We start from the raw sequence: 12465 nt of genomic DNA on the forward strand, positions 1-12465 counted from the left end.
GGAAAAAGGAAATCAGAATGACCACGTTCAAGACGATAACGGGTATCGGCCTGCTCGCCTGCACACTGCTGCAAAGCGCTTGGGCACAGGAGCCCGCAAGCTGCGAGAAGGTGCGTTTCGCCGAGATCGGCTGGGCCGACATCGCCGCGACCACGGGGGTTGCGATGGTCCTGACCGAAGGGCTGGGCTATGACCCGAGCAAAGTGATGGCGTCGGTACCGATCGCCTTTACCGGGGTTAAAAACAAGCAGATCGATGCGTTTCTCGGCTATTGGTCACCCTCCATGGATGCGGTCATCGAGCCGTTCACCAAGGACGGTGGCGTCAAGGTGCTCGAGTCGCCCAACCTGGTGGGCGCCAAATACACCCTGGCGGTGCCCACCTATGCAGCCGAAGCGGGTCTGAAAAGCTTCCAGGATATTGCCAAGTTCAAGGATCAGCTGGGAGGCCGGATCTACGCGATCGAGCCGGGCAACGACGGCAACTTGCTGATCGAGAAGATGATCAAGAACGACCAGTTCGGGCTCGGCGACTTCCGCATGGTCGAGTCCAGCGAAGCCGGCATGCTGGTCCAGGTGCAACGTGCCATTCGGAAGAAGGAGCCCGTGGTCTTCCTCGGCTGGGCGCCCCACCCGATGAACTCCCAGTACGACCTGACCTACCTCGCCGGTGGCGACGAGGTGTTCGGGCCTGACTTCGGTGCCGCCAAGGTGTTTACCGTGGTGCCGCAAGGCTATCTGGAGCGCTGCTCGAACGTCGGGAAGCTGCTGCAGAACCTGCAGTTCAGCGTGCCGATGGAAAGCGAGCTGATGCAGATGGCCCTTGAGCGTGACGATCCACAGACCGTCGCCAAGCAATGGATCAAGGACAACCCGGACGCCCTCGACCAGTGGCTGGCCGGGGTGACCACCCGGGACGGTCAGGACGGCGTTGCGGCCGTGAAGAAGTTCGTCGGTTTCTGACGGATACCTAGTCAGCCAGGCAGCCTCGGCAGACACGCCAGGCTCCTGACCGGCTCGCGCCAATCCAACCCCTTTCTCTATCGGTGCGCAGGTCGCGTATCGGAACCGCGCGTGGGGCCCCACTTTGCAAGTGAGGCGCCAGCAACAACCTTGAGCCCTGGTATGGGCCTCGGTCGGCATCACTGCCACTTTTCCTGACATGGAGCTAACACGCATGAGTCTGATCAAGCATCTCCTTTGCGGCCTCGGCGCCGCCAGCATGGCGCTCGGCATGGCGGCCAGCATGGCGGCGGACAAGCCCGAGCTGAAAATCGGCTACGTCAACGGTTGGGACGACAGCGTCGCCGCCACCCACGTGGCGGGCGAAATTCTGCAAAGCAAGCTGGGCTACACCGTCAAGCTGCAACCGGTAGAACCGGCCATCATGTGGCAGGGCGTGGCGCGCGGCGACCTCGACGCTACCCTCTCCGCCTGGCTGCCAGCCACCCACGGCGAATACTTCGAGAAACTGAAGGACAAGATCGTGGTGCTCGGCACCAACTACGAAGGCGCCAAGATCGGCCTGATCGTGCCGGACTACGTGGAGGCGAAAAGCATCGAGGACCTCAACCAGTACAGCGATGCATTCGACGGCAAGATCACCGGGATCGATGCCGGCGCTGGTGTCATGCGGCGGACCGAGGACGCGATCAAGCAGTACGACCTGGACCTGCGCCTGATGCCCAGCTCGGGACCGGCCATGACCACCGCGCTGACCCGTGCGGAAAAGGCCAAGGAACCGATCGTCGTCACCGGCTGGATCCCGCACTGGATGTTCGCCAAGTGGGATCTGCGCTTCCTGGAAGACCCGAAGAAGGTTTTCGGTGACGACGAGCACGTCGATACGGTCGCCAACCCGGGGCTCGCCAGCAAGGCTCCCGAAGCCGAGGCCTTCCTGAAGAAATTCAGCTGGGGCGCCGAGGAAGTTGGCGAAGTCATGCTGGCGATCCGCGACGGCGCCAAGCCTGAAGCTGCCGCCCGCGAGTGGGTGGAAAAGCATCCGGATCGCGTCGCCGAGTGGCTCGAATAACCGCCCCGCTCTTTACCCATCACGAGCGACGCCCTTGCCGGGCGTCGCTCGACACCCTGCGGTCGTATACGGGCGCGCAGTCAGATGGGGTATGGCGATATCAATAACCTCTCTTGCGACATGCGCTACGCCATGGCGCGCGGGTTCGCTGGTGGCATCGGCCGCACAGCTGTCCACCGCACTCGATGCGCGACACGAATATGCCGAATATCGACAACCGCTCTTTTATTGATTGAGCGTTCAATAAAAAGACTCTAGTCTGGTCGCCAGTCTAAACCTGACCGGATTCTCAAAAAATGCCCAAGCTTGGTATGCAGCCTATAAGACGCAAGCAGCTGATACACGCGACTCTCGAGGCGGTGGACCAGGTCGGCATGAGCGATGCCAGCATCTCCATGATTGCGCGCCTGGCAGGGGTGTCGAACGGCATCATCGCGCACTACTTTCAGGACAAGAACGGCCTGCTCGAAGCGACCATGCGGCACCTGATGAAGGCGCTCAACCAGGCCGTTCGCACGCGCCGCGAGCAGCTTGCCGACGACAGTCCTCGCGCACATCTGAAAGCCATCATCGAAGGCAACTTCGACGACAGCCAGGTCAATGGCCCGGCGATGAAGACCTGGCTGGCGTTCTGGGCGTTCAGCATGCACCAGCCCTCCCTGCACCGCTTGCAGAGAATCAACGACCACCGCCTGTATTCGAATCTCTGCTGCGAGTTCCGCCGTGTCCTGCCCCAGGAAAAGGCACGCTCGGCCGCGCGTGGCATGGCAGCACTGATCGACGGTCTCTGGTTGCGCGGTGCGCTGGCCGGCGATGACTTCGACATCGAGCAGGCGCTGCAACTGGCCGACGACTACCTGGATCAGCTCCTGGCTAACCGCTGAGCTGCTCCCCACCTCTCCACACGCACCGCGCGAGGATGACCATGCCCCGTTTCGAGCAGCAGCAACTCTATATCGATGGCCGTTACGTCGACGCCACCAGCGGCGCGACCTTCGAGACGGTCAACCCGGCGACCGGCGAAGTACTAGCCGAATTGCAGCGAGCCTCGCGTGATGACGTCGACAAGGCGGTCGCCAGCGCCGCTGCCGGACAAAAGGTCTGGGCCGCCATGACCGCCATGCAGCGCTCACGCATCCTGCGACGCGCGGTGGACATCCTGCGCGAACGCAACGACGAGCTGGCCGAACTGGAAACACTCGACACTGGCAAGCCGCTGACTGAAACCCGCGCCGTGGACATCGTCACCGGCGCTGATGTGCTGGAGTATTACGCCGGCCTGGTTCCGGCCATCGAAGGCGAGCAGATCCCGTTGCGCGACACCAGCTTCGTCTACACCCGCCGCGAGCCGCTGGGTGTGGTGGCGGGCATCGGTGCCTGGAACTACCCGATCCAGATCGCGCTGTGGAAGTCCGCGCCGGCACTGGCAGCCGGCAACGCCATGATCTTCAAACCCAGCGAAATGACCTCCCTGACCACGCTGAAGCTGGCCGAGATCTATACCGAGGCAGGCCTGCCGGACGGCGTGTTCAACGTCCTCACCGGCAGCGGCCGGGAAGTCGGCACCTGGCTCACCGAGGACCCGGGCATCGAGAAGATCTCCTTCACCGGCGGCACTCGCACCGGCAAGCAGGTCATGGCCAGCGCCTCCAGCTCCTCACTCAAAGACGTGACCATGGAGCTGGGCGGCAAGTCGCCGCTGATCATCTTCGAAGACGCCAATCTCAACCGTGCGGCAGACATCGCCGTCATGGCCAACTTCTTCAGCTCCGGCCAGGTGTGCACCAACGGCACCCGCGTGTTCATCCCGCGTTCGTTGCAGGCGCGGTTCGAAGCCAAGGTGCTCGAGCGGGTCAAGCGTATCCGCCTGGGTGATCCGCTGGACGAGCGAACCAACTTCGGCCCGCTGGTGGGCTACGCACACATGGACAGCGTGCTCGATTACATCGAGTCGGGCCGTGCCGAGGGCGCACGCGTGCTCTGGGGCGGGACGCGGGTGACCGAAGGCGAATACGCCAAGGGCGCCTATGTCGCGCCGACCGTGTTCAGTGACTGCCGGGATGACATGCGCATCGTGCGTGAGGAAATCTTCGGCCCGGTGATGAGCATCCTGATCTTTGACGACGAAGCGGAAGTGATCCGCCGTGCCAATGACACCGACTACGGCCTCGCCGCAGGAATCGTCACCCAGGATCTGGCACGTGCACATCGCGTCATTCATCAGCTCGAAGCGGGCATCTGCTGGATCAACACCTGGGGCGAATCGCCTGCCGAAATGCCCGTAGGCGGCTACAAGCAATCCGGCGTAGGCCGCGAGAACGGCCTGACGGCCCTGGCGCACTACACGCGCACCAAGTCGATCCAGGTCGAACTGGGCGAATTCGTCTCGGCGTTCTGACCGGTAACGTAAGCAAGGGCCGCGCTTTCGTGCCTGCTGATGGCGCGAGACTGCCGGTCTCCATTCGGGAGGATGCTGCTTTGATGGAATACGACTACATCATCATCGGCGCCGGATCGGCCGGTAACGTGCTGGCCACCCGGCTGACCGAGGACGCGGATGTCAGCGTGCTGCTGCTCGAAGCCGGAGGGCCGGACTACCGGATGGACTTCCGTACCCAGATGCCCGCCGCGCTCGCCTTTCCGCTACAGGGGCGACGCTATAACTGGGCCTACGAGACCGATCCCGAACCGCACATGAACAACCGCCGCATGGAATGTGGTCGCGGCAAGGGCCTGGGCGGCTCCTCGCTGATCAACGGCATGTGCTACATCCGCGGTAACGCCATGGACTACGACGGCTGGGCCAAAGCGCCCGGCCTGGAAGACTGGAGCTACCTCGACTGCCTGCCCTACTTCCGCAAGGCCGAAACCCGCGACATCGGCCCCAACGACTACCACGGCGGTGACGGTCCGGTGAGCGTGAGCACGCCCAAGCCCGGCAACAACCCGCTGTTCCGCGCCATGATCGAGGCCGGCGTGCAGGCCGGTTATCCGGAAACCGACGACCTCAACGGCTATCGCCAGGAAGGCTTCGGCCCGATGGACCGCACGGTCACCCCCAACGGCCGTCGCGCCAGCACCGCGCGCGGCTATCTGGACATGGCCCGTGGCCGGCCGAACCTGACCATCGTGACCCATGCGCTGACCGATCGCATCCTGTTCAGCGGCAAGCGGGCCATCGGCGCGGCCTACCTGCACGGCACCAGCGACACACCAGTGACCGTCCACGCCAGGCGTGAAGTGCTGCTCTGCAGCGGCGCCATCGCCTCGCCACAGATTCTGCAACGCTCGGGCGTGGGCCCGGGCGCGCTGCTGCGCGAACTCGGCATTCCGATCGTTCACGAGCTTCCGGGCGTAGGCGCCAACCTGCAGGACCACCTGGAGATGTACCTGCAGTACGCCTGCAAACAGCCGGTCTCGCTCTACCCCGCGCTGCAGATGCACAACCAGCCGCTGATCGGCGCCGAGTGGCTGTTTCTCGGCAAGGGTATCGGCGCGAGCAACCAGTTCGAGGCCGGCGGTTTCATTCGTTCGCGTGCCGAGTTCGAATGGCCGAACATCCAGTACCACTTCCTGCCGGTGGCGATTAACTACAACGGCAGCAATGCGGTAAAGGAGCACGGCTTCCAGGCCCACGTCGGCTCCATGCGCTCGCCCAGCCGCGGGCGCGTACATGCACGGTCAAGGGACCCGCGCCAGCACCCGAGCATTCTGTTCAATTACATGTCCTGCGAGCAGGACTGGCAGGAATTCCGCGACGGCATCCGCATCACCCGGGAAATCATGGCGCAATCGGCGCTGGACCCTTATCGCGGTCGCGAGCTGAGCCCTGGCGCGGATGTCCAGAGCGATGCCGAACTGGATGACTTTGTCCGCCAGCACGCCGAAACCGCCTTCCATCCCTCCTGCTCCTGCAAGATGGGTGAGGACGACATGGCCGTGGTCGACGGTCAGGGCCGCGTACACGGCCTCGACGGGCTGCGGGTGATCGACGCCTCGATCATGCCGCTGATCACCACCGGCAACCTCAACGCACCCACCATCATGATGGCCGAGAAGCTCGCCGACCGGATCCGCGGCCGCACGCCGCTGCCCCGCAGCACCGCGTCCTACTACGTCGCCGGAGACGCCCCGGCTCGCAGCGTACCGCAGCCACAACCGGCGGCCGCACCTCAGGCTGAAAGCGTTCTGGTCTAGGGCGCCGATGGAAGGGTGAAGAGGCTCTTCTCATCCACCAGTGCCGCCGCTCGGTGGATCGGTGACCCGTGATCCACCCTGGGACGTTCCGGTGCGTATGTTCACGATCAGGCTGCGCTCAACCAAACGTTCGACGTAGGGTGGATGACGCTCTTTCCATCCACCGTTGCCTCCGCCCGGTGGATCGGTGAAGCGTGATCCACCCTTGTATCTCGACTACCACGCTATGTTGGGGTGATAGTTCCCGACTGATCATCGGGGGAAGGCCAGGAAGCCGTATCCACCCTTAGGCTTTGAGCCTGCGACGTAGATAGCGCTGCGGCCTTCCATACTCACTCTTACAGCTCGAACGGTATCCAGAGCCCGCCTCCGGCGAGAGCTCGCATCAGCAAGGTAGAGCTGAGTGAAGTGTTGATCTTTCTGAACCAGCAGGAGGACTTATGCCCAGCGTCATCGGCATCGATATCGCCAAACGCACGTTCGACATCGCCACCCAGCAGCCCAATGGCAAGTACCGCACCAAGGCCAAATTGCCAAACGAGGTGGCCGGTTTCGAAGCGCTCCAGCAGTGGCTGCTCAAGCACGCCAATGCCCAAGCCTGGATCGTGATGGAAGCGACCGGCGCTTACCATGAAGCGCTCGCGACTTGGTTTCACGATAAAGGCTATCAGGTCTGCGTGCTCAATCCTGCACAGGTCGCCTATTACGCTCGAAGCCAGCTCCAGCGCGTAAAGACCGACAAAGTCGACGCCAAACTCATCGCTGAGTATGGCGAGCGGCACCAGGGTGATCTGCGGGCCTGGCAGCCTGAGCCTCCCGCCGTCCGGCGCTTGAAAGCATTAGTGCGGCGCCTGGAAGATCTGCAGGAGATCCAACAAATGGAACGCAACCGCCTGGATCTGGCCGACGCTAGTGTGCAGGCTTCAATCTACTCAGTGCTGCACCATGTCGAGCGGCAGATCGGAGAGACGCTACGTGCGATCCGAGACCACATCGATGATGACCCGGACCTGCGCAACAAACGCGACCTGCTGACCAGCATTGATGGCATCGGCGAGCGTTCCGCAGCCCTGTTGCTGGCTGAGCTGGGCGATCCGCTACGCTTCGCCAGCTCACGCGCGATCACCGCTTATGCCGGGCTGAACCCCCGCCTTCAGGAGTCTGGCTCCTACAAGGGCCAGACGCGCATATCCCGCACAGGATCGTCTCGCTTGAGGGCTGGACTCTACATGCCGGCGGTCTGCTCGCTCACACACAACCCGGCCATTAGTGCTCTACGCGAGCGTCTGAGTGCAAAAGGAAAATCCGGAAAACAAATCGTCTGTGCAGCGATGCGCAAGCTGCTGCACATCGCCTATGGGGTACTTAAATCGGGCCAGCGTTTCGACCCTCAACTGGCCCTTGCTCGGTAATGGGGAAGACGGTATCTACGAAAATGCTCGTGCCCGTTATGGATGAAACGCTTCGCGGTGTTTCTAGGCTGATGGAGAGCTCGGAGGAGGATGCCGAGTGCCCGCACGCGTTCAGGGATCAGGCATCGTTAAACCAAGCGTTCATAACGTAGGGTGGATGACGCTCTTTTCATCCACCTCCGCCACCGCCCGGTGGATCGATGATGTGTGATCCGCCCTACGGAGCTGAAGGTGCAGGGACGGTTACATCAGATGCCGAGCCCCGCTTGCCCGCCTTACGCAGCGCACCTCAGAGCGAGGCTTTCACTGCGGCCAATCCGTCTTTACCCTCTCGGGTCTTGACGCCTTGCAGCCAGCCTTCGAGCACCTCGGGATGAGCCTTGACCCAGGCCTTCACCGCCGCGTCGTTGCTGGCGTTTCTGGCCAGCACCTCGTCCATGATGGCGTTCTCCATCTCCTGGGTGAATTGGAGGTTGCTCAGCAGTTTGCCGACATTCGGGCACTGCGCGGCATAGCCCTTGCGCACCAGCGTATTGACCGTGCCGCTCTCGCCGAAATAGGCCTCGCCACCCTTGAGGTACTTGATGTCGTACTGCACGTTCATCGGGTGCGGCGTCCAGCCGAGAAAGACCACGCCCTTGTCGCGCTTCACCGCGCGGCCGACCTGCACCAGCATCGCCTGCTCGCTGGATTCAACCAGCCGCCAGTCGCCCAGCCCGAACTCGTCCTGATCAATCATCTTCTGGATCGACAGATTCGCCGGCGCACCGGCAGCGATCCCGTAGATCGTCTTGTCGAACAGCTCGGCGTGCGTGTCCAGGTCCTCGAAACGTTTTACCCCCTCGCTCCACACCGAAGTCGGTACCGCCAGGGTGTATTCGGTACCGGTCAGGTTGACGCTGTGCTCGTCGATCTCACCGCTGGCCACGAACTTGTCGTAGTTGTCCTGCTGCGCCGGCATCCAGTTGCCCAGGAAGACATCGAGCTGATCCTTGGTCAGCCCGGCGAAGATGATCGGCACGCCGAGGGTCATGACCTTCGGCTTGTAACCGAGGCCCTCGAGCAGCAGGCTGGCGATGCCATTGGTGACGGCGATGTCACTCCAGCCCGGATCACCCAGACGCACGGTGGCGCATTGTTTGTCTTCCTGCGCCTGAAGCCCCGTGGCGGCCAACATCACGCTGCCGGCAATGACTGCACTTATCGTTTTTCTCATGTCCTTCTGCCTTCTCTCTGCTCGAAAGGGTTCCGTATCGCGCGGCCTGAGGGCAGCCACGCCGCTGTATGTCAGGGTCTAGGGTAGCGAGCCTGACGCTCGAGATCGTCCAGGTCGATGTGGTTACGCATGTATTGCTGGCCGGCATCGACCCAGGGCTGGTGATCCCAGCTGGTCAGTTTGCCCAGGCTCAGCGCTTCGCTGACCAGTCGCCGCCGGCGCTGGCTGGCGAGCACCTGGTCATGGATGGCCGGGATGTTCCAGCGCTGCCGCGCCTCGGCCAGGAAGGCGTCGACGAGCGCCTGGTGATCGGCGGAGTTCATCAGGTTCTCGCGCTCCTGTGGGTCGTTGAACAGATCGAACAACAGGCAGGGATCCTGCTCCGAATAGATGAATTTGTAGGCGCCGCGCCGGATCATCATCAGCGGGCTGAGGGTGCCTTCGGCCATGTATTCGCCGATCACCTCGTCATGGCCCTCGTGGCCGGTCAGGTGCGGTAGCAGTGAGCGACCATCGAGCGGCAGGTTGGCCTCCAGCGTGCCGCCCGCCAGCTCAACCAGGGTCGGCAACAGGTCGGCGGTCGACACCGAGGCGCCGATCCGTGCCGGATCGATTCCCGGGGCACGGATGATCAGCGGCACGCGAGCGGCCATCTCGAACCAGTGCATCTTGTACCAGAGGCCACGCTCGCCCAACTGGTCACCATGGTCACCGGAGAACACCACGATGGTGTCCTCGGCCAGGCCGCACGCCTCAAGCGTTTTCAGCAACTTGCCAACGTTGTCGTCGATGTAGCTGCAAGCGCCGAAGTAAGCGCGGCGGGCGTCCTTGATCTTCTGTTCGGGCAGCGATTTGCCCCATAGATCAATGACCTTGAGCAGGCGCTGCGAGTGAGGGTCCTGCTCGTCCTGGGCGATGTGCTGGCGCGGCAGCGGGATGTCCTCTTCCCGGTAGCGGTTCCAGTACTCCTCTGGAATTGTGTAGGGATCGTGAGGGTGCGTCATCGAGACCGTCAGGCAGAAAGGCTGATGGCTATCGGAGCGAACGAAGTCGTAGAGGTACTGCTGCGCCTTGAAGACCACCTCTTCGTCGAAATCCATCTGGTTGGTACGCACGCTGGGCCCGGCCTGGAGCACCGACGACATGTTGTGGTACCAACTCAGGCGTACCTCTGGCTCGTCCCAGTTCACTGCCCAGCCATAGTCGGCAGGATAGATGTCGCTGGTCAGCCGCTCCTCGTAGCCATGCAGCTGGTCAGGCCCGCAGAAGTGCATCTTGCCGGACAGCGCCGTGCGATAACCGAGCCGCCGCAAGTAATGTGCGTAGGTCGGCACGTCGGCAGGAAAATCGGCAGCATTGTCGTAAGCGCCGATCTTGCTGGGCAGTTGGCCACTGACCAGGGTGAAGCGCGAGGGCGCGCAGAGCGGGCTGTTGCAATAGGCCGAATCGAACACCACGCCGCTGGCGGCCAGTTGCGAGAGATGCGGCAGTTTGATCGGCGACGCCGGGTCATGCATCGGCAGGATCGGAGCGGCCATCTGGTCGGCCATGATGAACAGAATGTTGGGGCGCTTCATAGTGCGAACGGTCCATGCCTTGTTTTTATGCGAAATTGCGTCATACAGAGTCTGGACCCTTAAACTCTGCGGTAAACCCGGCCACGCGCTATGACTAGGATAAGCAGAGCTTATGCGTAACCGTCTCGATCACATCGCCCTGGACACGCTGCGGGTATTCGAATCCGCTGCACGTCAGCAGAGCTTTACCGCCGCCGCGTTGGAGCTGGGCAGCACACAGCCGGCGATCAGTCAGCAGATCAAGCGTCTGGAACAGCAGCTGGCGGTTCGCCTGTTCGACCGCGTCTATCGCGGCATCGTCCTCACCGAGGCCGGCGAGCTGCTGCTGAGCTATGTACAGCAGGGTCTGGGCACGCTGGACGCTGGCCTTGCCGCGGTCACCGCGCAGCAGCAGCATGAGGTGCTCCAGGTCGCGACCGATTTCGCCTTCGCCGCGTACTGGCTGATGCCGCGCCTGGAGCGTTTTCACCAGTTGCATCCGGAGGTGGACGTCAGCCTGGTGACCAGCGAGCGTGGGCTGGGCGTGCTGCCCTCGGAAACCGACGTAGCCATCGTCTTCGGCGACGGCCGCTCCAGGCATGGCGAGGCGCATCTGCTGTTTCACGAGGAGGTCTATCCCGTCTGCAGCCCGCTGCTGCTGAATAATGAGACCACGCCTCTGGCGCCGACGGCGCTTTCGCGGCTGCCGCTGCTGCATTTGCGACCGGAAAGCCGCTCACGCTGGCTCGACTGGAACAACCTGTTTCGCGCGCTCGGGATCACCGGGAACCCAGGTTCGGGCATGTTGCGCTTCGACAATTACACCCTGTTGATTCAGGCGGCGATTGCTGGCCAGGGCGTCGCCATCGGCTGGCGTCATCTGGTCGATGAGCTCCTGGCGCAGGGGCTGCTTTGCCGCGTCTGCAGCGCCAGCGTGCGAACCGAGTTCGGCTATTACGTCGTGCTGCCTGAGCGCAAGCGGCGCCAGCGCCTGATCGGCAGCTTCGTGACCTGTCTACAGGCCGAACTGATCGAAGACGGACCCGAGAATTGATCCCGCGGGCCTGTCACCAGTAATTCTCTACCGCCACCTGCCCCGGCCGCCGGGTCAGGCTCAGGTTGAGGTCGCGTGTTTTGAGCAGGGTGCGGGTGTCCTCGATCATCTGCGGGTTGCCGCAGAGCATGATGCGCGAGTGCTCCGGCTCCAGCTTCAGATCGGCGGCCCGTTCCAGCTCGCCGCTCTCGATCAGCGTGGTGACGCGGCCGTGTAGCGCGCCAGGCACCTGCTCGCGGGTCACCACCGGCAGGTAGGTCAGCTTCGAGCCGAGCCCTTCCAGATAGTCGCGCTGCGGCAGCTCGCGTATCAGCTGTTGATACGCCAGTTCCGATGCCGTGCGCGCGCTGTAGACCAGGATGATCCGCTCGAACCGCTGCCAGACTTCGAAGTCCTGCAGGATCGAAAGAAACGGCGCGATGCCGGTACCGGTGCCCAGCAGCCACAGGTCGCGGCCGTCGATGAAGCGGTCGAGGGTCAAAAAGCCGAACGCCTGCTTGTCCACCAGCAACTCGTCGCCGGGTTCGAGGCGGCTCAGCTCGCTGGTGAATTCGCCGTCCGGCACCACGATGGAGAAGAAATCGAGAAACTCGTCGTGCGGCGCGGAAACCATCGAGTAGGCGCGCCAGACAATGCTGCCGCTCGGCTTGCGGACGCCCAGGCGCGCGAACTGCCCGGCGTTAAAGCGAAACCCCGGGTCGCGGGTGGTACGTAAGGTGAACAGATTGGGCGTCAGCGTCTGCACCTCGAGCAGACGCTGGCGGGTGAACTTCTCTTCGCTGACGGTCATACTTCACTCCTTCCGAACTTGGGCGAACCACGTACCCAGGTCGTGGAAAACGTAGACGAGGCAGGCAAGACAAGGCAGAAACAGCCGAAGAAGCGGAGTTTAGTTTTCTAAATGAGCATTCTGAGGCTGGTTCTAACGCAGTATTGCCAACGCAGTTAGTTTTTCCGCGGCCTGGGACCTTGATACTCCATTCCGACGCCTATAAACAC

10 protein-coding genes are annotated in these 12465 nt (G+C 62.7%); 7 read left to right on the forward strand and 3 right to left on the reverse strand.

Translation table 11 applies throughout. From position 1 onward, the window contains the following. The first annotated feature begins 17 nt into the window (after nt 1-17). The 6 genes from ALTERO38_RS16500 to ALTERO38_RS16525 all read left to right on the forward strand — a co-directional run bounded on the left by ALTERO38_RS16500 (nt 18) and on the right by ALTERO38_RS16525 (nt 7640). Nucleotides 18-962, forward strand: a complete 945-nt coding sequence (locus ALTERO38_RS16500; protein ID WP_159969038.1) for a choline ABC transporter substrate-binding protein — start codon at nt 18-20, stop codon at nt 960-962. A 214-nt stretch (nt 963-1176) separates the two neighbouring features. Continuing rightward, nucleotides 1177-2031, forward strand: coding sequence for a glycine betaine ABC transporter substrate-binding protein (locus tag ALTERO38_RS16505; protein WP_159969039.1), 855 nt, complete (start codon nt 1177-1179; stop codon nt 2029-2031). Between the two features lie 296 nt (nt 2032-2327). Continuing rightward, nucleotides 2328-2915 carry a transcriptional regulator BetI gene (betI, locus tag ALTERO38_RS16510; RefSeq protein WP_064481439.1) on the forward strand — a complete coding sequence of 196 codons (588 nt, stop codon included), beginning with the start codon at nt 2328-2330 and terminating at the stop codon, nt 2913-2915. Between the two features lie 41 nt (nt 2916-2956). Continuing rightward, a complete protein-coding gene (gene betB, locus ALTERO38_RS16515) occupies nt 2957-4429 on the forward strand; it encodes a betaine-aldehyde dehydrogenase (RefSeq protein ID WP_159969040.1) in 1473 nt (490 codons plus the stop codon). 83 nt (nt 4430-4512) lie between these two features. After that, on the forward strand, nt 4513-6228 hold the full coding sequence (gene betA / locus ALTERO38_RS16520) for a choline dehydrogenase (RefSeq protein ID WP_148926911.1): 1716 nt from the start codon (nt 4513-4515) through the stop codon (nt 6226-6228). Between the two features lie 440 nt (nt 6229-6668). Then, nucleotides 6669-7640: an IS110 family transposase gene (locus ALTERO38_RS16525; RefSeq protein ID WP_128122069.1), complete on the forward strand. Its 972-nt coding sequence runs from the start codon at nt 6669-6671 to the stop codon at nt 7638-7640. Nucleotides 7641-7929: 289 nt separating this feature from the next. Here the strand turns inward: ALTERO38_RS16525 and choX are convergent, their stop codons facing one another. Both choX and betC read right to left on the reverse strand, forming a co-directional pair. After that, complete coding sequence (gene choX, locus ALTERO38_RS16530; protein WP_256663951.1) at nt 7930-8817, reverse strand: choline ABC transporter substrate-binding protein; 888 nt, start codon at nt 8815-8817, stop codon at nt 7930-7932. A gap of 110 nt (nt 8818-8927) precedes the next feature. Next, nucleotides 8928-10433, reverse strand: coding sequence for a choline-sulfatase (betC, locus tag ALTERO38_RS16535; protein WP_148926913.1), 1506 nt, complete (start codon nt 10431-10433; stop codon nt 8928-8930). Between the two features lie 112 nt (nt 10434-10545). On the opposite strand from betC, the gene ALTERO38_RS16540 reads away from it, so the two are divergent. Then, nucleotides 10546-11466: a LysR family transcriptional regulator gene (locus ALTERO38_RS16540; RefSeq protein ID WP_159969041.1), complete on the forward strand. Its 921-nt coding sequence runs from the start codon at nt 10546-10548 to the stop codon at nt 11464-11466. Between the two features lie 13 nt (nt 11467-11479). On the opposite strand, the gene ALTERO38_RS16545 is transcribed toward ALTERO38_RS16540, so the two are convergent. Beyond that, nucleotides 11480-12256: a ferredoxin--NADP reductase gene (locus ALTERO38_RS16545; protein ID WP_148926915.1), complete on the reverse strand. Its 777-nt coding sequence runs from the start codon at nt 12254-12256 to the stop codon at nt 11480-11482. Between the last annotated feature and the right edge of the window lie 209 nt (nt 12257-12465).

The sequence above is a fragment of the Pseudomonas sp. 9Ag genome, assembly GCF_902506445.1.
Taxonomy (GTDB): domain Bacteria; phylum Pseudomonadota; class Gammaproteobacteria; order Pseudomonadales; family Pseudomonadaceae; genus Stutzerimonas; species Stutzerimonas stutzeri_AB.

What these genes read in the sequence shown, in the direction of transcription:
- ALTERO38_RS16500 (WP_159969038.1), top strand. Translation starts at nt 18, where the DNA reads ATGACCACGTTCAAGACGATAACGGGTATCGGCCTGCTCGCCTGCACA.
- ALTERO38_RS16505 (WP_159969039.1), top strand. Translation starts at nt 1,177, where the DNA reads ATGAGTCTGATCAAGCATCTCCTTTGCGGCCTCGGCGCCGCCAGCATG.
- betI (WP_064481439.1), top strand. Translation starts at nt 2,328, where the DNA reads ATGCCCAAGCTTGGTATGCAGCCTATAAGACGCAAGCAGCTGATACAC.
- betB (WP_159969040.1), top strand. Translation starts at nt 2,957, where the DNA reads ATGCCCCGTTTCGAGCAGCAGCAACTCTATATCGATGGCCGTTACGTC.
- betA (WP_148926911.1), top strand. Translation starts at nt 4,513, where the DNA reads ATGGAATACGACTACATCATCATCGGCGCCGGATCGGCCGGTAACGTG.
- ALTERO38_RS16525 (WP_128122069.1), top strand. Translation starts at nt 6,669, where the DNA reads ATGCCCAGCGTCATCGGCATCGATATCGCCAAACGCACGTTCGACATC.
- choX (WP_256663951.1), bottom strand. Translation starts at nt 8,817, where the DNA reads ATGTTGGCCGCCACGGGGCTTCAGGCGCAGGAAGACAAACAATGCGCC.
- betC (WP_148926913.1), bottom strand. Translation starts at nt 10,433, where the DNA reads ATGAAGCGCCCCAACATTCTGTTCATCATGGCCGACCAGATGGCCGCT.
- ALTERO38_RS16540 (WP_159969041.1), top strand. Translation starts at nt 10,546, where the DNA reads ATGCGTAACCGTCTCGATCACATCGCCCTGGACACGCTGCGGGTATTC.
- ALTERO38_RS16545 (WP_148926915.1), bottom strand. Translation starts at nt 12,256, where the DNA reads ATGACCGTCAGCGAAGAGAAGTTCACCCGCCAGCGTCTGCTCGAGGTG.